Below are 17744 nucleotides of genomic sequence, written 5' to 3' on the forward strand. Positions count from 1 at the left end.
ATGGGTAATGTACAAGTTGCTGTAGAAGCATGTTTAGTTCGTCTGATCACAGATACGTTATAAACTATTGTAATACTTTTTTGAATCCGTCAATGCGTAAGTCCTATATTTTTAAATTTTTTCTTAAAAATCTTTTACTTTTTACGTGCACCTTTAGCATGCTTTTTTAGCACCGTTTTTCTTACGATAAATATAAACACCTAAAAATATAATATAAATCTGAATTTTATGAACTCTCGCCATGTCTTAGTTTGGTGCAAAAAAATAGTAACGTGCTTTATATCGAGTCTTATCAATTTCAAGAAATTCTTCATCAAAATTTCCCTTGCTTAGCCCTCTTCTACAATCAATTTGCCTCTATATACTGATTTTCTTTTGTGATCCCGCGCACTAAATTGGAACGCACCATGCAAAATATAGACTTATTATTTCTTCTTCTCGGTGCAGTTCTAGTGCTTGCCATGCATGCTGGATTTGCTTTTTTAGAGCTTGGAACAGTTCGACATAAAAACCAGGTCAATGCCCTAAGTAAAATTCTAACCGACTTTGCCATCTCCGCCATCGCCTATTTTTTAGTGGGCTACTATATTGCCTACGGTCAGCACTTTTTCCATGATGCTGCAACCTTGTCTGCCGATCATGGCTACAATCTGATGCGCTGTTTTTTCCTGTTGACCTTTGCTGCAGCAATTCCAGCGATTATCTCTGGAGGGATTGCAGAGCGTGCCAAAATGCGTTCACAGGCTTTAGCGACATTATTTCTGGTTGCGCTGATCTATCCGTTTTTTGAGGGTATGATCTGGAATGGCAACCTTGGTTTTCAGGATTGGCTAACCCATGCATTTGGTGCAAGTTTTCATGATTTTGCCGGCTCAGTTGTCGTTCATGCAATGGGCGGCTGGATGGCACTTGCCGCAATAATCCTACTTGGTGCGCGTCATGGCCGTTACAAAAATGATGGCCGGATCACCGCGCATCCTCCTTCATCAATTCCTTTTTTGGCTTTGGGTTCATGGATTCTGATTGTGGGATGGTTCGGCTTCAATGTCATGAGCGCGCAGCGGCTGGATGCCATTTCTGGACTGGTCGCTATTAACTCTTTGATGGCCATGGTCGGTGGAACAATAGCAGCCAAAGTTGCGGGGAAAGATGACCCCGGCTTCCTGCATAATGGTCCCTTAGCAGGTCTGGTGGCGATTTGTGCAGGATCAGACGTCGTTCATCCGTTGGGTGCTTTTTTTATCGGGATCAGCGCCGGCATTATTTTTGTGAAACTCTTTACCTATACCCAAAATAAACTCAAAGTGGATGATGTATTGGGGGTTTGGCCTTTGCATGGCGTTTGTGGTGCTTTTGGCGGATTAGCTGTGGGTATCTTCGGTCAGCAATGGCTTGGAGGAATGGGAGGAGTGTCTTTAATTTCACAACTCATAGGTACAGTGCTGGCGATTGTCATTGCTTTGGCGGGTGGTTTTTTGGTGTATGGCCTGCTTAAGGTTTTGATGGGTATTCGCCTGACTGAGGAAGAAGAGTTCAATGGTGCAGACTTGTCGATTCATCGTATTTCTGCTAATTCGGAAGAAAATACTTTTTAATAGATATAAAAAAAGCCTCTACGACTAGGGGCCTTTTTTATTTATCAGTAGAGCATCTAGATGAAGTAATTACTTCATACCAAAAATTAATTTTAAGCCAAGTACCGTCATAACTGCGCCTGCTGCGCGGTCAAACAAAGCCTTAAACTTCAAATAAACACGACGTGGCTTTTCCGCAGATAATGCAACTGCGACTAGTGAACACCAGCCTGCATCAATAAAGAAACATAAGACAGGCAAAACAAAATAAAAATACGTTGGAATTTCTTTGGGCAATAACGCGGTAAAAATACTGGCCAGCACAATCGCAATTTTGGGATTGGACAACTGTGTGATTAAACCAGTGGTAAAAGCACGGCGTAAAGACATCTGTTTGCTAATGGTTGTATCCGCTTCGATCGGATCTTTGGCATGTTTAATGATTTTAAATGCCAGCCAAAGTAAATATAGTCCCCCACAAATTTTTAAAGCCAGATAAGCCGAAGGTACAGCCAGCAAAAATGCCTGTAAACCGAGTACCGCCAGCAGACCAAAAATCGCTGCGCCGAGACCAGTACCCAATGCAGTAAATAAACCATGTTTACGTGAAATAGCAATTGAATTTTTTGCTACATAAATAGAAGTCGGCCCGGGACTCATTGCGCCTAACATCAGGGCAAAAGCAATCGAACCTAAAATCCAGAATGATTCCACGAGATAACCTGACTTAAAAATTGAAGGGCTATTTTAAGCAAAAACCTGAAGATTTGCTGTAAAAATTTCTGGATTTATCATGAATTTTAACGTTTGCAATCACTTAAGGTTTTAACTGATCCTGAGCACTTAAATGCTTGTCTAGCAGTTGATAATCCTGCTCATGTACAGGTACGCCACCAATAATCATGGTACGGGTTTCTGTTTTAGGTTTATTCAACGCATCATCACAGCCCGACAAACTGAGCAACAGGCCTAACAACACAGCATAGGATAATATTTTCATTATTCTACCCTCCTCAGGGTTTCCTCTGTTTAGATTAGCATTATTGTTTAAATTATCAGCAGAATATTTGTGACAATCTACAACCAATTCGACAGCGATCAGCTCGCGATTGCCTATTCAAAAGCTCTGATTTTTAGCACTTCCGCTATAATGCTTACATCATGAACTTTGCGAACTTTTATGTTTGAAACCATTGCCCAAAATATTCCAGATCAACAGATTAATTTTCACGATATTACTTTAACAATACGTCGTCTGGATCTGGTGCATCCGCAAATTTCGGGCAACAAGTTTTTTAAACTGAAATATAATTTTCTTGAAGCCAAAAGACAGGGTTATCAGCATATTCTGAGTTTTGGCGGTGCTTACTCCAATCATATTGCGGCAACTGCATTTGCCGCACAACAGTTTGGTTTTCAGAGTGTTGGAGTGATTCGGGGTGAAGAACTGGCTGATCGAACATTGAATCCAACATTAGCCACCGCCCAGCAATTCGGGATGCAGTTGCATTTCGTCAGTCGTGATGAATATCGGCGCAAGCAACAGCCTGAGTATTTGGCTGAACTCGCTCGACAATTTCCTAATCATTATATTATTCCTGAAGGTGGAACCAATGCTTTGGCGATTCAAGGTTGTCAGGAAATTTTAAAAGAAAATGATGCGCAATTTGATGTCATTTGTTGTGCAGTAGGGACTGGTGGCACCATCAGCGGATTGATCGAAGCCAGTCATGGGCATCAACAGGTTTTAGGATTTTCTGCACTGAAAGGTTCATTTTTAAAAGATGAAGTCGCCCAGCTGACGAAAAAAACCAACTGGAACATTCTCGATGATTATTGCTGTGGTGGCTATGCCAAAACCAGTGCAGCCTTAGTGCAGTTTATCCGGGATTTTGAGGCCGAATTTTCAATTCCACTGGAGCAGATCTACACGGCTAAAATGCTGATGGGAATTTTTGATTTGATCGAGAAAAATTATTTTCCGGCTGGATCAAAACTGCTGGTCATTCATAGTGGTGGTCTGCAAGGCCGTAATATTCCCTTTGGTTTTACAGCAACCTAAGCTTGAATTGGTTGATTGTTATTTAAGGCAATTAACCCTTTGACCAAGCGGTAGATATGCCAGATAAAGACCAGAAACACGATCAGGAAGCCAATCAAGATCACAGTCAATAAGCCACCGACGATATAACCCAGCAAACTGATCCAGAAGGTTTTAATTTGCCAATCGACATGACTTTCCAGCCAGGTACCGCGCATTTCATCACGCTTGATATAATTCATCACAATCGCAATAAATGGGGTAAGACCAAGAAAAAATCCTAAAATATAAAGAATATATGTAATCAGATTATATTGTTTTAAATCTTCCGCACTTGCCATTCGCTTTTCCTTGTTATTATGTTTTTAGTTTGTACAAAAGCTATGCATGAGTTTTAAGCAGCTTTCAAATATTTTATGTTTAAAATGCGCTGCAAATCTGCAATCACGGAACTGATTTTTCTGGAATAGAGAAAGCTGAAATAAAATTGTCTATAATGCTTCCCTTTTCTTCTCCCTTGAGTGTGTGATGTCTTCCAAGCAATACGATGTTCTAGTCATAGGTGCCGGTGCCTCAGGTTTAATGACGGCGTATATGGCTGCGCAACGTGGGCGTAAAGTCGTGGTGGTGGAAAAAGCCAACAAGGTTGGCAAAAAAATCCTGATGTCTGGCGGTGGTAAATGTAATTTCACCAATCTGGAAGTCGAACCGAGCAATTATATTTCACACAATCCACATTTTGTGATTTCAGCTTTAACGCGTTATACCAACTGGGACTTTATCGGCTTGGTTTGTGAATATGGCATTGCTTATGAAGAGCGCAAACATGGACAGCTGTTTACCTTAAATGGTGCAAAAGATATCTTGTCGATGCTGCTGGCAGAATGTGATAAAACCGGTCTGGTCGATATTAAGACCAGTTGCGAAGTGAAAGCAGTGAATCCAGTCGATGATCAAGGCTTTCAGGTGGCGACCTCACTGGGATATTTTGAAGTTGAATCTGTCGTCGTGGCATCTGGCGGTTTATCTATTCCTACGCTTGGCGGTTCAGGCATTGGCTATGAGATTGCAAAACAGTTTGGACATCACCTCTATCCGACTCGTGCCGGACTGGTTCCATTTACCTTCTCTGACGGATTTAAAGAAGTGACCACGCGCTTAAGTGGTAATGCCGTAGAAGCAACACTCTCTAATGAACTTAACAGCTTTACCGAAGCCCTCTTATTTACCCATCGCGGTTTGAGTGGGCCGAGTTCCCTGCAACTTTCTAACTACTGGAATGTCGGTCAAAGCTTTAAGGTCGATTTCTTACCGAGTGTAGACTTACTGGATTTCTTTAAAGCAAAAAAACAAAGCCAGCCCAAAGTCTTATTACGTACACTCCTCAATGAATATTTACCGAAAAGTGTGGTGGCTGAATTACAAATTCTGATCTGGACTGAAAGTGCTGAAACTGCCATTGGTAATATCAGCGATGATAAGCTGGAACAGATTGCGGCACGTCTGCATGGCCTTGAAGTGAAACCTTCAGGAACAGAAGGCTACCGTACGGCGGAGGTGACTTTGGGTGGTGTAGACACCACGGAAGTATCCTCAAAAACCATGGAAAGTAAAAAGCAGAAAGGCTTGTATTTTATTGGTGAAGTACTGGATGTTACCGGACATTTGGGCGGTTATAATTTCCAATGGGCATGGTCATCGGCACATGCCGCATCGGAATATATTTAATCAATAGATAATCTGGATTGCTACTTAACTCATTCCAGATAATCTGTTTTAAACAGGTTAAGATTGGCCGTATTGGTTAGACGGTCAATCGCCAGCTGCATTTTTTGAGCTTCTCGCAGACATAGCGGTAAGTCATCTGCTGAAGATGCCATGAATTTATGTTGCAGTGCTTTCCACATATTGTTGATCTCCTTTTCTTTATATTTTTAATGCAAGAAAAATACCAAAATCATTTTAGTATTCACTTGAATATTCTATATTTTTTAAAAAATAAATTCTATTCCTAGCGACTGAGCAGGATTGACTTCTCAGTTAAATTCGTCTGCCTCTGGTATTTTCTTATCCAGCTCCCGCTCAGACTGCTCGTCCTGCTTGCTCTTTACAAAAATAAATCGATAGGCAGCGGTAAAAAAGCCAATCGTAATTCCTGCAATGACTAAAGGCGCCAGAACTTTGTTAGGTTTCTTGGTATTCATTCATTTTTCCTTATGACTGAACAAAATCGACCACATGAGCGTGGTCGATTTTGCTTAAAAATAAAAGGTTATTTCAGGTCATCTTTTTTCTGAGTTGAACGATCAATATCGACATCTGGCTCTTTTTCTCCGGTTGAACCAAATGGATTATTGGCTGGTGGATGAGTCGGATCGACTTTTACTGAATCTGGTACGGCCTGATCCGCATCCGGATTGACAGGATCAATACCTAATGACTCATCATCCTGTGGTGCAGTGGTAAGGATTGCCGGGGTAGTATGGGATAAATCCGTACTCATACGCGTACTCTTGTCTGAATCCTGATTTGGCATGATGCCTGCTCCTGGAGTTGAGATTGAGGAATCGCTAGTACCTGTAGCCGTTTGCGAACCGCTAAAGGACTGGCTCATTGAGCTATCGGTAGAACTCATACCCATCGCCGCACCTGTAGTGCCTGACATATCAGCTGCACTTGTACCTGTGGTCTTGCCACCTAATCCAGAAAATATGCTGTTCTCAGCTTGTTCTTTGACTGGATTGGGGTCTTTGGCCTCACGTTTGGCTTTATCGATCAAATCTGTGAGTACACGCTCCGCAGGTTGACGACCACCCAAACCAAATGCCAAGGCAAATGCCACTGCTACAGCACCCAAAGTTAGACCAAATGCCAAGTTAACAATTGAATCGGCAATACCCATGGCACGCAGACCCATTGCCACAACGAGTCCCATGATCAGAACACGAACCAGATTGGCTAACCAGCGTGAGCTGTTATATTCACCACGTTGTACGATATTCGCAACAATATTTGCCAGCCAGAAACCGATTACCAGAATCACCGCACCGAGCAGGATATTGGCACCGAAGTAGATGAACATTGCAATCAGACCACTGATCTGTTCAAAGCCCAGACGGTTCGCTGCTTCAGATACCGCAAATAGCATGGTGAATAAAACGATCAGGAAACCGACTACACTGGAAAGTTTAGTCGTGCCTAAAAAACGCTGGATATCCAGTTTGGCAGGAATTTCATCAACACCTGTACCGGCAACTACTTCAACTACCAGACGTGCTACCAGTTTAGACACCACATACGCCAGAATCAGAATCAACGCAGCAGCGATGATATTCGGAATGGCATTCATGATTTCATACAGCATGGCTGTAGCAGGCTGAGAAATGGCCTCGATACCCAATGCTTCAAATGCAATGATCAGTGCGGTAATGATCACCACGGCGAAGATAAATGAACCAATCACCTGAGAAACATTCGAGTTTTTGAAGATGCCTACTTTTTCAGCATGTTGCTGTACGTTCAGACTGTTTAATAGTCCTTCAACAATACCGCGCACAATTTTCGCCAGGATATAACCGACAAAAATGATGACTGCAGCAATGAAGATGTTTGGTAAGTAACTAACAACATCGGTCAGCATATTCTGAACTGGTAACAGCAGACCGTTGAGACCCAGAATAGACAGCACGATTGGTAAGAACAGTAATAAAATTAACCAGTAAGCAATTTCACTGATGTTTTTACTAATCGGACTGACACCGACTTCAGCACTGAGTTTTTCATCGAGTTGCGTTCGGTCTAGCAGTTTTTGTAGCCCTATCTTCACCAGATTGGCCACAATCCAACCTATGAATCCGACTGCAATTGCACCTAGTAACTGCGGGATAAATAACAGGAACTGCTGGATCATATTACTGAATGGACCGCTGACACTGGTCAGATTAAGTACGTTCAGCGCACCAATCACGGCAATAATCAGAATAATCCAGAACACGACGCGGGCGATAATGCTCTCCACATTGGAGTGATGACCTGTCGCCGTATTTAAATGTGTATTGGTGCCCAGTTTTTGCAAGAGCTTTTTAACGCCTGCCGAGACCAGTAACGCAATGATCCAGCCAATTACTAATATGGCAATTGCACTAAGAATGGGATGAAACTGATCCCAGTAGTACATGGCATCGAAGCCTCCACGTGGGCTTCTCATATAATCATTCATGTTGTTCTACCCTCTTTGTTATTAAGCTATTTATCTGAAATCGGGGGCATCTCCCTGAAACAATCAGCCCCTTCTTCTTCCGAATTCATATTAGATTTGATGTTTTCAGACTCAAGCCAGGTAGATGGCACTACCTTAAAACATCACCATCCATTGCAAAAAAGCCCCAGTGGTTCACTAGAGCTTTTCAGGTATTTTCAGTTATTGAGTCGCCTGTCCATCAGTCGCAGTTGCTGTTGCTTCTGTGCTATCACCTACGGTTGCTGTGGCTTCCGTTCCATCATTCATGGTGGCGGTGCCTTGTGTAGGCTCACCGACTGGAGTTGAATTATTTGGGGTAGCAGGCTGTACATTCGGATTTGGATGTCCTGCAGGAGCATCATTCGCATCTGGATTCATGTCAGCAAACATATAGAACAGTAGTGCGAGTAAAAAAATACCGACCAAAATCAAGATATAAACAGGGATACGCTTTTTTTGCGTCACGTCTGCTTGATGATTTAAAGGTGGCTTTTTATTGAAATCATCGACCATAACCATTCTCACTCTTTGTTATTCATAAGTAGATTTTTAGAATAACAAGCTGTGAATAGGGCTTCTGTGACAAAACATGGTGAGATGGTGACGGGATGTAAGTCACTAATCCATCAGAATTCTCTGCTGGTTACTGCTTTAAAATAGCCGTTTGGCCGGGCTATGTTGTATGTCGACTGGGGTTTGGTGTTCATCTTTCAACTGTACTCCTGAAAGCTGTAACTCACAGGATTTACGCATCAATGCCACCAGTCGCTGGATGGCAAGTGGATAGGTCAAGCCGGCAGGACGGACATTGGAAATACAGTTACGCAAGGCATCATGACAACCTTTAAAAGCATTATAAGTGTAGTAAATTCCCATACTGTCCGGTGAGCTCAAACCCGGCCGTTCGCCAATCAGCATGACCAGCATTTTCGCCTGTAAAATTTCTGCCACTTCATCGCCAAGTGCCACACGACTGCCACGGGCTATCACCAAGGGGGCAATCTGCCAGCCTTGTTCTTTACAAGCCTCCAGCAACGCCGAAATAAAATGCGGGCTATTTTCCTCAATGGCACGTGCCGAGAGCCCATCTCCCAGCACAATGGCTACATCCCAATGTTGCTGATGTTCGGCCCGGTATTGCTGCAATATCGTTTTGGACTGTTCTAAAAGCACACGCCCAAGATCGGGACGTTTAAGATAAAGATCTTTCTCTACCGCCTGGCTTTCAATTTCCAGAATAGGCAGTCCCGTTTTAGCTAAGCCAGATTTTAAGAATTCAACATCAAGTGGCTTCAGTACCGCATCTTTAGCTTGCGCATGTGCCAACTGAAATTCCAGACTTGGTCGAGTCGGCAAGCTGCCCCCAGTTCGACCTAAGGCAATCCGTGCATCAGTAAAGGCTTTTAATTTCTGCCAGGGATTATCCTGTAATTGGGACTCAAATTTCACACCGGCAATCAGTTTCATAGTACTTCCTCAAGACAGGATTAGACGTAAAAATTGCTTCGGCAACTCTGTTGGCCAGTGCAGCTGATTAGACTGTTGCGCCAAAATTCCCTGATGCTCCAGCCAGTAGTCAAATTCGGGTGCCGGTTTTAATCCCAGTAATTGCCGGATGTAGAGCGCATCATGAAAGGAGGTTGTCTGATAGTTCAACATCACGTCATCTGAACCGGGAATACCCATAATAAAATTCAGTCCGGCATTGGCAAGCAAGGTCAGCATTACATCCATATCATCTTGATCGGCATCGGCATCGGCATCGGCATGATTGGTGTAGCAAATATCACAGCCCATTGGTACACCGAGCAGCTTGCCACAGAAATGATCTTCCAGCCCGGCCCGGATAATCTGCTTGCCGTTATACAGATATTCCGGTCCGATAAAGCCGACCACGGTATTGACCAGCAAGGGATTAAACTTACGCGCCACGGCGTAGGCACGTGCTTCCACGGTCTGTTGATCCACGCCATGATGGCCATTGCTAGACAAGGCACTGCCCTGTCCGGTTTCAAAATACATGACATTTTGGCCCACGGTGCCGCGTTGCAGGCTTAAAGCGGCCTCATAACCTTCCTGCAACAGCGCCAGATTGATCCCGAAACCGGTATTGGCTTTTTCGGTTCCCGCAATGGACTGGAACATTAAATCAATCGGAACATTTTTATTTGCCAGCTGAATGCCAGAAGTAATATGGGTCAAAACACAAGATTGAGTCGGAATATCATATTCCTGAATAACGTGATCGAGTAGTTTGAGCAGCTCAGTCAAATTCTGCAGATTATCTGTAGCTGGGTTGATTCCGATGACTGCATCACCATTGCCGTACATCAGCCCATCCAGAATCGAAGCTGAAATTCCCATCACATCATCAGTCGGATGGTTCGGCTGCAAGCGGGTGGAAAGATGCCCTTCCAGACCAATGGTATTTCTAAACCGCGTAACTACACGACTTTTTTTTGCCACCAGAATCAGATCCTGATTACGCATAATCTTGCTCACTGCCGCCACCATTTCCGGAATCAGGCCCATTTTTAAAGCAGCAAGTTTTTCTGTGGTGGCATCTGCACTCAGCAGCCAGTTACGGAAATCTACGACAGTAAAATGCGAGATCGGATAAAAGGCATCAGCATCATGTTCATCCAGAATCAGGCGGGTGATTTCATCATCTTCATAAGGAACCACTGCTTCTTGCAAAAACTGCTGTAACGGTACCTCTGCCAGACACATTTGTGCAGCGACACGCTCGGTTGCATCCACGGCCGCAATCCCTGCCAGCTGATCACCAGAACGTTCAGGCGTAGCCTTGGCCAATAAGGTTTTTAGATCCTCAAAGACATAATGCTGACTGGCCACATTGATCTGATACAACATAAGCAAGTTCTCCCTGCAAGATGGTTTATTTCAATTCCTTTTCTGCTGCCTCGATACGGACAAATTCTTCTTCCGGTGTACCGGCCACCAGATGATGACGGCTATACAGTAGGAAATAGAGAATCAGTGCCACGTAAATAGCGGCTGCCATTAACCAGACTTTTGGATCGACCAGAAAGCCTGCAACCACTGCAATCGCAGCAAGTACCAGCTCAATGGACGCAGTCACAATACCGCCCGGTGCTTTATACGGACGTGCCAGATTTGGTCGAGACAGTTTAAGCTTGATGTAGGACATCATCATCAAGACATAGGAAATAGTGGCACCAAAGACCGCCATCAGAATCAGCAAATCACCTTCACCTGAAAGGGATAACAGGAAGCCAATAATCCCTGGAATAATGATGGCCAAATAAGGTGCATGATTGCTGTTGGTTAAGGACAATTTTTTCGGTAAATAACCGGCACGTGAGAGCGCAAAAATTTGACGGGAATAGGCATAGATAATCGAGAAGAAACTGGCAATCAGACCAGCGAGACCGACAAAATTCACGAAACTTGCCATCCAGGTATTGGCGCCATACACTGCAACCAAGGCATCCACCAGCGGTGCACCGGAATTTTTCAGCGTATCTGCACCTGCTGCGCCAGGACCGAGTAACAAAATACTTAGCGCAAAGAATGCCAGAATCAGCATGGAACCAATCAGGCCACGCGGCAAGGATTTAGCTGGCTCTTTGGCCTCCTCTGCTGCCAGCGGCACCCCTTCAACTGCCAGAAAAAACCAGATCGCATAAGGCACTGCTGCCTAGATGCCCAGATAGCCCAATGGCAGGAAACTGCTTGCACCCGCCGCTTCCGTACTGACCGCAATATCAAACAGGTTTGCACTATTAAAATGAGGCAACATGCCAAAGATAAACACCATCAAGGCAACCGCAGCAATTGCGGTAATCACAAACATGATCTTGAGTGCTTCACCTGCACCTTTCAGATGCAAGCCCATAAAAACCAGATAGCTCACCAGATAAATGATCCAGCCGCCAATACCAAACAAGGCTTCGCAATAGGCACCAATGAAACAGGCAATTGCTGCCGGAGCAATGGCATATTCAATCAGGATGGCACTCCCGGTCAGATAGCCGCCAAAGGGACCAAAAGCAGTACGAGCAAAACTGTAACCCCCACCTGCAGTCGGCAGCATGGTCGACATTTCGGACATGGCCAGACACATACACAGATACATGAATGCCACCACAATGGTCGCAATAAACATGCCTCCCCAACCCCCCTGTGCCAAACCAAAATTCCAGCCAGCGAAGTCACCGGAAATCACATACGCGACCCCCAGACCGACGAGAAGCAGCCAACCTACGGCGCCTTTCTTGAGCTGGCGCAAGGCAAAATAATCTTCTTGTACTGCTGTTTCAGTCACACTGGTATCAATCACACTTTTTGACTCTGACATAGCAACCTCGTTGTTTTTATCGTTGTTCCCTGAAGATATGCATAAGCCATACCAGTTCCGCAGGCTTTAGTGAAGACAGTTGAGACGCTGCCTTTCAGCGATGAAATGCGTTATAATTATCCACCTTCTCATTTATACACCCGAGTTATATGGCGTATCGTCAACAAAGTGTATCGCTTGATCTTGATACTGACGTCACACATCAATGTACGCTGCACTACAGTCGTGATCAGCATCTGATTGGAATTATTGAATTTAGCAAGCCAAGCTTCCTGCTTCGCTGGCAGGATCTGGAATATTTCCGTCGTCGTACCGAAGAATTTTCCGTGATGCCTTTTCCGGACTGTGTCAATGCGATGATTATCGATATTCGAGATGTAACGGCATGGCTGGATAATGAAGTGCCGATTATTCCATGGCGCTTACTAGAAGAAGACTGTCCGGTGCGTCTGGTAGTGCCTGCAGACCGTATTGAGCACTATGCCGGATTCTTTGAACCGACCTGGCTCAGCCCCGATGTCGAAACCGCCATTCAGGAAATCCGTGAATCCATGGATATGTTTGTGCATTAAGCTTGAATCGAAAAAACCTCCGCGATGGGCAATGCTTTTCACTTAAATATTTGAATCATCATGGAATTTATTAGAGAATCCGATGGCAGGTTTGGCATCGGATTTTTTATGGTATTTCAGCAGGATATTCTAGATCTTAATAATCTGTTTAATCTCTTGAATCTGAGTACTTTTATTCACAATATCCCCGTTGAGTGGGTCGAGTCCACACTCAGGTTGAGCAGTTCCGCGACTATTCACAGGCGGTGCTTGCCTGCAGATCAGGTATTTTGGCTGGTTCTTGGAATGGCGATTTTTCGTGATGTCCTCATCCATGCAGCAGCAAGAAGACTCAATATTTGCGATAAGTGGTTAACCTCTTATGACTTGCTGACGCGCATTGGTCTAACCGAAGCACGTAAACATCTTGGTGCAGATCCTGTGGAGTGGCTATTTCACCAGACCGGTCAACACTAGGGACACCAGCATTATCCAGCTGATCATGGGAGACTTCTATCGGAACTTAGATCAGGGATAGGTAGTTTGTTTTTGGAGAAGCATTCGAAGCCTACAAGGCCTCGAACAGTTAAGATGTCAAAAAACCGTTATCCCCTAGATATCACAATCTCGCTCCTGTTAAAGGAACCGCATTGCCTTCAAGCAGGGGGTTTTGCTCATAAATCCTTCAACCTTACCAGTAATTCTCGACCGCAATATTTCCTTCACCACGACGGTTCATGGTCAGGCCACGAGCTTTTAAGGCTTCTTTGGTATCATCGACCATATCCGGGTTACCACAAAGCATGACATGCGTCGTTTCCGGATTAAACGCGATACCTGCTGCCTTTTCCAGCTCACCATTGGCAATCAAAATCGGTAAACGGTCGTGCAAAGGTGCATCAGGCTCACGGGTAATAATCGGGATAAACTTAAAACCGGTATGTCCTTCACCAAAGGTCTCGGCGATTTCCTGAATCCGGTCTACATAAGCGAGTTCTGCCCGGGTGCGCACACTATAAACCAGATTGATTTTTTCGTATTTTCTCCAGGTTTCAAAGTCTTGCAACATACAAATAAACGGTGCCAGCCCCGTGCCGGTACCCAGTAACCACAAGTCTTTAGGCAAAGGCAATTGATAACGTGCCAGAGTCAGATAACCATAAGGAATTTTTTCCAGATGCAGCACATCCCCGACTTTGAGGTGCTGTAAATTGGAAGTAAATTTACCTTCTGGAACGACAATCGAGAAAAACTCCAGAGTTTCATCAAAAGGAGATGACACTACCGAATAGGCACGAACCACCAGTTCATCCCCCACTTGCAAACCAATACGCGCAAACTGCCCTGCGGTAAACTTAAAATGTGCCGGGCGTGTCATCGTAAAACTAAATAATGTATTGGTCCAACGGTGTACAGATAAAACTTTTTCTCGGGTAAATTTTTCAATTGACATGATTTCAACGTGGCATGAAAGACTGTGCTCATGGTAGCATGGCAACATAATTTATTAATATTTTTTAAATGTTAAGGCTCTACTCATGCGCATGACTTTACGCCAATTGGCTGTTTTTGTAGCAGTGGCACAAGAGGGTACCGTAACGAAGGCTAGCGATGCCGTCAAGCTTACACAAAGTGCGGCTAGTATGGCTTTAGCAGATCTGGAAGATGGTCTGGGTGCTCCACTATTTGACCGTCTAGGCAAACGTTTACAGCTGAATGACCTGGGGCGCTTTCTTCTCCCTCAAGCCCTGGAAATTTTAGGTCGTTGTGAATCTTTTGAACAAGTCGCTAAAGGTGAGCTTCAAAGTATCGATTTACGTTTAGGTGCAACCCTGACGATTTCAGATTACCTGATTCCTGACCTAATGGCCGATTTCTTGAAAATCAAGCCGCAAGCACATTTACAGCTTCAAGTCGGTAATACCCGTCAAATGATTGAAGCGGTGAATCAGTTCCAGCTGGATCTTGCCTTAATTGAAGGTTCATGTCATTTGCCACAGCTCCAATGTATCCATTGGCGTGATGATGAGCTGGCTGTGTGCTGTGCACCAGACCACCCCCTTGCGCAATTAAACAGTGAACTAACCGCTGAAGATTTCAAATCTGTAGAATGGATTTTGCGTGAAGAAGGTTCAGGTACCCGTGAAGTGTTTGACAATGCCATTTTAAAAGATGTGCCGGATGCCAATATCCGTCTAACACTCGGTCATAATGAAGCGATTTTAAAAATCGTAGCGGGCGGAATCGGCATGTCCTGCATTTCCAAACTTGCAATTGAGCCTTTACGTGAAAAAGGTCAATTGGTAATTCTGGATACACCATTCTGGTCACTGACTCGTCCTCTGTTTATGCTGGTACATCGCCAGAAATATCAGGGTCCCGGTCTGAGAGCCTTTATGAATTTTTGTGAAAGCTAAAATATTAAAAGCACCTTCAGGTGCTTTTTTTATGATTCATCAAAACTGACTTTCACATGGTATCCCATCGCCGTCACCATCCATTTTAGTATTCGGACAGTTACGAATAAAAAATAATGCTTCCTCATAAGAACCCATCTGACCACAGTGTTCTCGACCATCGCATTTAAATTGAGATACAGATGGTGCAGCCGTTTCTGAAGTTTTCGGATTAACGGGGTTACTTTGGCTTCTTAACTCAGTGCCGCGATTTTCCAGGTTCTTCCTGCCCTGCTCAGATAATCCTTGCATAGGTAGATCACCTTGCGCTGCTCGCTGCTCAGCGACAATTCGTTGCTGCTCTACCATCAGTCTTTCCAGCTTTTGCTGTTTTTGAACTTGGTAGCTTTGGTATTTGTTATAAACAAGAACAGCAAGAATCACCATAATCACCAGTCCTGATATTGTGATTATTTTTGATGTAGTTGATGATTTTTTCTTTTCATAACGTAGAGAAGCTCTGGTTTCAGTATCTCCATGTAGATCATTGTTTTGTGTAACAGGAACTTCTTGCTTAATATCCAAGCGAATAATATGGTTTGCCTTAAACTTTCCATTATCTTCCACAATCAAAAACTTTAATTTTTCCCCCATTTTTGGCGGAATATTTTTATTGGGAAAGTCTTTGACATGGAAAAATAAATCTTTGGATTGCCCTTCGATCTGAATAAAACCAAAACCACGATCTTCGTTATAGGTTTTGATTTTCCCCTCTTGAAACATAATTCGCTCTTATCTTTAATATTTTTTATGATTGTAATCAAAAAGAGACTGAAAATCTTTTGTAAAATTCTCTAAAGCAGAAACATAAAAACTAGAAGTGCATCTTATGGCGGAAGAATAGATCCCTAGTTAAAAGTAAAAAAATAAAATTTCTGTTTTTATTTATACTTCGCCAAAAATCATAAAACCAACAGCTGATGCCAATGCCAGCCATAGGGTCGGACTAAAGAAAAGTGAATTACGTACAGGAACAGCGACTGTGGGTGCCAAGGATTGCAAGGCGACGACTTCTGGCACAAATTCATCCTGCGCTTTAATATCTAGACGTACCATGTTGTCTAAGGTCATGCTTTCTTGTTGAGGAATGATACTAAATTTAAGCCGCTTTCCAATTTGTGGCTCAATTTCAGGCGAAGGTAGATCCTGTAACTTGAAACTTAACTCTTGAGCTTCCCCTACCAACTCCAAAGTACCCATACCACGTTCGGAATCGTAAGTTTTAATTTTTCCATCCGTAAACATGACACTTTTCTCTATAGAATTCATTTAATTTGTATTCTAAGCCAAAGGAAATGCTCAGCATTGTTGCTATTTGGTGGATTTTTTATGTGTTATCTGTCTCTTTGAATATGTAAGCGGTGGCACTATAAAAAAGAGGCTCGAAAGCCTCTTTTTAAATGTGACTAAACACGATTTAAGTATGAAGATTATCTATTAACCGCGGAAGTTGTTTAACAATACCGATGTAATTGATTTATTGTGTGTCGCCACTTTGGTTTTTTTAGCTTTCTTTGAGTTGTCTTCGACACGTTCAATCTTAATCGCTTTGTACTTATCGCCATTTTCAACAACATTAAATTTCACGCGTTCATTGCGTTTTGGCTCGCCTTCTGCTGCAGGGAAGTCTGAAATATGGAAGAATACATCTCCCTCAGCGCAGCCAATAAAACCGAAACCTTTGGCAGGGTCATACTGTTTGATTTTGCCCTGATACAATTCATCTTTCATGCTATTGTCCTATCCTGAAAATGCCCTGTCTACATTATATAAAAAAGAGGCTGTAGTAGCCCCTTTTTTCATCATATTCAAAAATTAGTCTTTTTGAACTGAACCAAAGATTTTATCGCCAGCATCGCCAAGACCTGGAACGATATAACCATTTTCATTTAAGCCATTATCGATAGAAGCAGTAAAAATCACCACATCCGGATGCGTAGCTTCTACACGCTTAATGCCTTCTGGTGCAGCAACCAGAACCATCACACGAATATCTTTACAGCCGCTGGCTTTCAGTACATCAATGGCAGCCACTAAAGAAGAACCAGTCGCCAACATTGGATCAATGATCATCGCGATACGGTTTTGTACGTCTGGAACCAGTTTTTTATAATAGGTACGTGCTTCCAGAGTTTCTTCATCACGCTCTAAACCAAGTACTGATACTTTTGCACTTGGAATCAGGTTCAGGAAACCGTCGAGCATACCAATACCGGCACGTAGAATTGGCACAACCGTGATTTTTTTACCCGCAATACGGTCAACTGTAACAGCACCATTCCAGCCATCAATATCATGTTCAACCATTGGCAGGTCTTTAGTTGCTTCATAAGTCAGAAGCATGGTCACTTCTTGAGCTAACTCACGGAAATTTTTGGTACTAATATCTGCACGACGGAGTAAACCAAGCTTATGTCGAATGAGTGGATGACGGATTTCATGGATTGCCACGGGAGAACACCTAAAAGGTTAAAGATAAATTTCCGCTATTATAAAGGCTTTTATTGATTTGTATAAATAAAAAAGCCCCCAATCATGGA

The 17744-nt window shown here is 43.4% G+C and carries 19 protein-coding genes and 2 pseudogenes; 6 read left to right on the forward strand and 15 right to left on the reverse strand.

The features are described 5' to 3' along the window. The first annotated feature begins 407 nt into the window (after positions 1-407). A complete protein-coding gene (locus tag WFH18_RS08255; protein WP_005247869.1) occupies positions 408-1595 on the forward strand; it encodes an ammonium transporter in 1188 nt (395 codons plus the stop codon). A gap of 69 nt (positions 1596-1664) precedes the next feature. On the opposite strand, the gene WFH18_RS08260 is transcribed toward WFH18_RS08255, so the two are convergent. Both WFH18_RS08260 and WFH18_RS08265 read right to left on the reverse strand, forming a co-directional pair. Next, positions 1665-2288, reverse strand: a complete 624-nt coding sequence (locus tag WFH18_RS08260) for a LysE family translocator (protein ID WP_004280739.1) — start codon at positions 2286-2288, stop codon at positions 1665-1667. 103 nt (positions 2289-2391) lie between these two features. Then, positions 2392-2574, reverse strand: coding sequence for an NF038215 family lipoprotein (locus WFH18_RS08265; protein ID WP_005265954.1), 183 nt, complete (start codon positions 2572-2574; stop codon positions 2392-2394). A gap of 180 nt (positions 2575-2754) precedes the next feature. On the opposite strand from WFH18_RS08265, the gene WFH18_RS08270 reads away from it, so the two are divergent. Continuing rightward, the gene (locus WFH18_RS08270) at positions 2755-3636 is read left to right on the forward strand and encodes a 1-aminocyclopropane-1-carboxylate deaminase/D-cysteine desulfhydrase (protein WP_005265955.1); all 882 of its coding nucleotides are present in this window, start codon (positions 2755-2757) and stop codon (positions 3634-3636) included. On the opposite strand, the gene WFH18_RS08275 is transcribed toward WFH18_RS08270, so the two are convergent. Beyond that, positions 3633-3956 carry a DUF4870 family protein gene (locus WFH18_RS08275; RefSeq protein ID WP_005106226.1) on the reverse strand — a complete coding sequence of 108 codons (324 nt, stop codon included), beginning with the start codon at positions 3954-3956 and terminating at the stop codon, positions 3633-3635. The two genes, WFH18_RS08270 and WFH18_RS08275, sit on opposite strands and share 4 nt — an antisense overlap. A 187-nt stretch (positions 3957-4143) precedes the next feature. Here WFH18_RS08275 and WFH18_RS08280 point away from each other — a divergent pair, with 187 nt between their 5' ends. Next, positions 4144-5343, forward strand: coding sequence for an NAD(P)/FAD-dependent oxidoreductase (locus WFH18_RS08280; RefSeq protein ID WP_005265956.1), 1200 nt, complete (start codon positions 4144-4146; stop codon positions 5341-5343). Positions 5344-5372: 29 nt separating this feature from the next. Here WFH18_RS08280 and WFH18_RS08285 read toward each other — a convergent pair whose 3' ends face one another. The 7 genes and pseudogenes from WFH18_RS08285 to eat form a co-directional block, all read right to left on the reverse strand. Next, a complete protein-coding gene (locus WFH18_RS08285; protein ID WP_005247874.1) occupies positions 5373-5522 on the reverse strand; it encodes a hypothetical protein in 150 nt (49 codons plus the stop codon). A gap of 129 nt (positions 5523-5651) precedes the next feature. Next, complete coding sequence (locus tag WFH18_RS08290; protein WP_005106221.1) at positions 5652-5819, reverse strand: hypothetical protein; 168 nt, start codon at positions 5817-5819, stop codon at positions 5652-5654. A 68-nt stretch (positions 5820-5887) separates the two neighbouring features. Next, positions 5888-7834 (reverse strand): mechanosensitive ion channel, encoded by a 1947-nt coding sequence (locus WFH18_RS08295; RefSeq protein ID WP_005265957.1) that lies wholly within the window; start codon positions 7832-7834, stop codon positions 5888-5890. Between the two features lie 201 nt (positions 7835-8035). Next, entirely contained in the window at positions 8036-8368 is a 333-nt protein-coding gene (locus WFH18_RS08300) for a hypothetical protein (protein ID WP_005265958.1), read from the reverse strand. Positions 8369-8506: 138 nt separating this feature from the next. Next, the gene (gene eutC / locus WFH18_RS08305) at positions 8507-9322 is read right to left on the reverse strand and encodes an ethanolamine ammonia-lyase subunit EutC (protein ID WP_005265959.1); all 816 of its coding nucleotides are present in this window, start codon (positions 9320-9322) and stop codon (positions 8507-8509) included. A gap of 9 nt (positions 9323-9331) precedes the next feature. Then, positions 9332-10729, reverse strand: coding sequence for an ethanolamine ammonia-lyase subunit EutB (locus WFH18_RS08310; protein WP_305158026.1), 1398 nt, complete (start codon positions 10727-10729; stop codon positions 9332-9334). 25 nt (positions 10730-10754) lie between these two features. Beyond that, positions 10755-12197, reverse strand: a pseudogene (gene eat, locus WFH18_RS08315) (ethanolamine permease). Between the two features lie 149 nt (positions 12198-12346). Between eat and WFH18_RS08320 the strand changes: the two are divergent. Together WFH18_RS08320 and WFH18_RS08325 are read left to right on the forward strand one after the other, a co-directional pair. Beyond that, complete coding sequence (locus WFH18_RS08320) at positions 12347-12769, forward strand: hypothetical protein (protein ID WP_004280758.1); 423 nt, start codon at positions 12347-12349, stop codon at positions 12767-12769. A 108-nt stretch (positions 12770-12877) separates the two neighbouring features. Next, a pseudogene (locus WFH18_RS08325) lies at positions 12878-13219 on the forward strand (transposase domain-containing protein); the annotation flags it as partial. Between the two features lie 220 nt (positions 13220-13439). On the opposite strand, the gene WFH18_RS08330 reads toward WFH18_RS08325, so the two are convergent. Continuing rightward, a complete protein-coding gene (locus WFH18_RS08330; protein ID WP_004732056.1) occupies positions 13440-14201 on the reverse strand; it encodes a ferredoxin--NADP reductase in 762 nt (253 codons plus the stop codon). Positions 14202-14286: 85 nt separating this feature from the next. Here WFH18_RS08330 and gigC point away from each other — a divergent pair, with 85 nt between their 5' ends. Further along, complete coding sequence (gigC, locus tag WFH18_RS08335) at positions 14287-15165, forward strand: LysR family transcriptional regulator GigC (RefSeq protein WP_005265969.1); 879 nt, start codon at positions 14287-14289, stop codon at positions 15163-15165. A 39-nt stretch (positions 15166-15204) separates the two neighbouring features. Here gigC and WFH18_RS08340 read toward each other — a convergent pair whose 3' ends face one another. The 4 genes from WFH18_RS08340 to upp all read right to left on the reverse strand — a co-directional run bounded on the left by WFH18_RS08340 (position 15205) and on the right by upp (position 17655). Continuing rightward, positions 15205-15927: a cold shock domain-containing protein gene (locus WFH18_RS08340; RefSeq protein ID WP_005265970.1), complete on the reverse strand. Its 723-nt coding sequence runs from the start codon at positions 15925-15927 to the stop codon at positions 15205-15207. A gap of 162 nt (positions 15928-16089) precedes the next feature. Further along, positions 16090-16449, reverse strand: a complete 360-nt coding sequence (locus tag WFH18_RS08345) for a hypothetical protein (protein ID WP_005265971.1) — start codon at positions 16447-16449, stop codon at positions 16090-16092. Between the two features lie 192 nt (positions 16450-16641). Then, positions 16642-16935: a cold shock domain-containing protein gene (locus WFH18_RS08350; RefSeq protein WP_005106209.1), complete on the reverse strand. Its 294-nt coding sequence runs from the start codon at positions 16933-16935 to the stop codon at positions 16642-16644. Between the two features lie 84 nt (positions 16936-17019). Beyond that, positions 17020-17655, reverse strand: coding sequence for a uracil phosphoribosyltransferase (gene upp / locus WFH18_RS08355; protein ID WP_004280765.1), 636 nt, complete (start codon positions 17653-17655; stop codon positions 17020-17022). Between the last annotated feature and the right edge of the window lie 89 nt (positions 17656-17744).

This window comes from Acinetobacter sp. USHLN143 (assembly GCF_037145695.1).
GTDB classification, from domain to species: Bacteria; Pseudomonadota; Gammaproteobacteria; order Pseudomonadales; family Moraxellaceae; genus Acinetobacter; species Acinetobacter fasciculus.

Bases quoted from the DNA above. Each gene is read 5' to 3' on its own strand.
- WFH18_RS08345 (WP_005265971.1), bottom strand. From the start codon at position 16,449: ATGTTTACGGATGGAAAAATTAAAACTTACGATTCCGAACGTGGTATG.
- WFH18_RS08300 (WP_005265958.1), bottom strand. From the start codon at position 8,368: ATGGTCGATGATTTCAATAAAAAGCCACCTTTAAATCATCAAGCAGAC.
- WFH18_RS08330 (WP_004732056.1), bottom strand. From the start codon at position 14,201: ATGTCAATTGAAAAATTTACCCGAGAAAAAGTTTTATCTGTACACCGT.
- WFH18_RS08270 (WP_005265955.1), top strand. From the start codon at position 2,755: ATGTTTGAAACCATTGCCCAAAATATTCCAGATCAACAGATTAATTTT.
- WFH18_RS08320 (WP_004280758.1), top strand. From the start codon at position 12,347: ATGGCGTATCGTCAACAAAGTGTATCGCTTGATCTTGATACTGACGTC.
- WFH18_RS08340 (WP_005265970.1), bottom strand. From the start codon at position 15,927: ATGTTTCAAGAGGGGAAAATCAAAACCTATAACGAAGATCGTGGTTTT.
- WFH18_RS08350 (WP_005106209.1), bottom strand. From the start codon at position 16,935: ATGAAAGATGAATTGTATCAGGGCAAAATCAAACAGTATGACCCTGCC.
- eutC (WP_005265959.1), bottom strand. From the start codon at position 9,322: ATGAAACTGATTGCCGGTGTGAAATTTGAGTCCCAATTACAGGATAAT.
- WFH18_RS08285 (WP_005247874.1), bottom strand. From the start codon at position 5,522: ATGTGGAAAGCACTGCAACATAAATTCATGGCATCTTCAGCAGATGAC.
- WFH18_RS08265 (WP_005265954.1), bottom strand. From the start codon at position 2,574: ATGAAAATATTATCCTATGCTGTGTTGTTAGGCCTGTTGCTCAGTTTG.
- gigC (WP_005265969.1), top strand. From the start codon at position 14,287: ATGCGCATGACTTTACGCCAATTGGCTGTTTTTGTAGCAGTGGCACAA.
- WFH18_RS08295 (WP_005265957.1), bottom strand. From the start codon at position 7,834: ATGAATGATTATATGAGAAGCCCACGTGGAGGCTTCGATGCCATGTAC.
- WFH18_RS08280 (WP_005265956.1), top strand. From the start codon at position 4,144: ATGTCTTCCAAGCAATACGATGTTCTAGTCATAGGTGCCGGTGCCTCA.
- WFH18_RS08310 (WP_305158026.1), bottom strand. From the start codon at position 10,729: ATGTTGTATCAGATCAATGTGGCCAGTCAGCATTATGTCTTTGAGGAT.
- WFH18_RS08255 (WP_005247869.1), top strand. From the start codon at position 408: ATGCAAAATATAGACTTATTATTTCTTCTTCTCGGTGCAGTTCTAGTG.
- WFH18_RS08275 (WP_005106226.1), bottom strand. From the start codon at position 3,956: ATGGCAAGTGCGGAAGATTTAAAACAATATAATCTGATTACATATATT.
- WFH18_RS08290 (WP_005106221.1), bottom strand. From the start codon at position 5,819: ATGAATACCAAGAAACCTAACAAAGTTCTGGCGCCTTTAGTCATTGCA.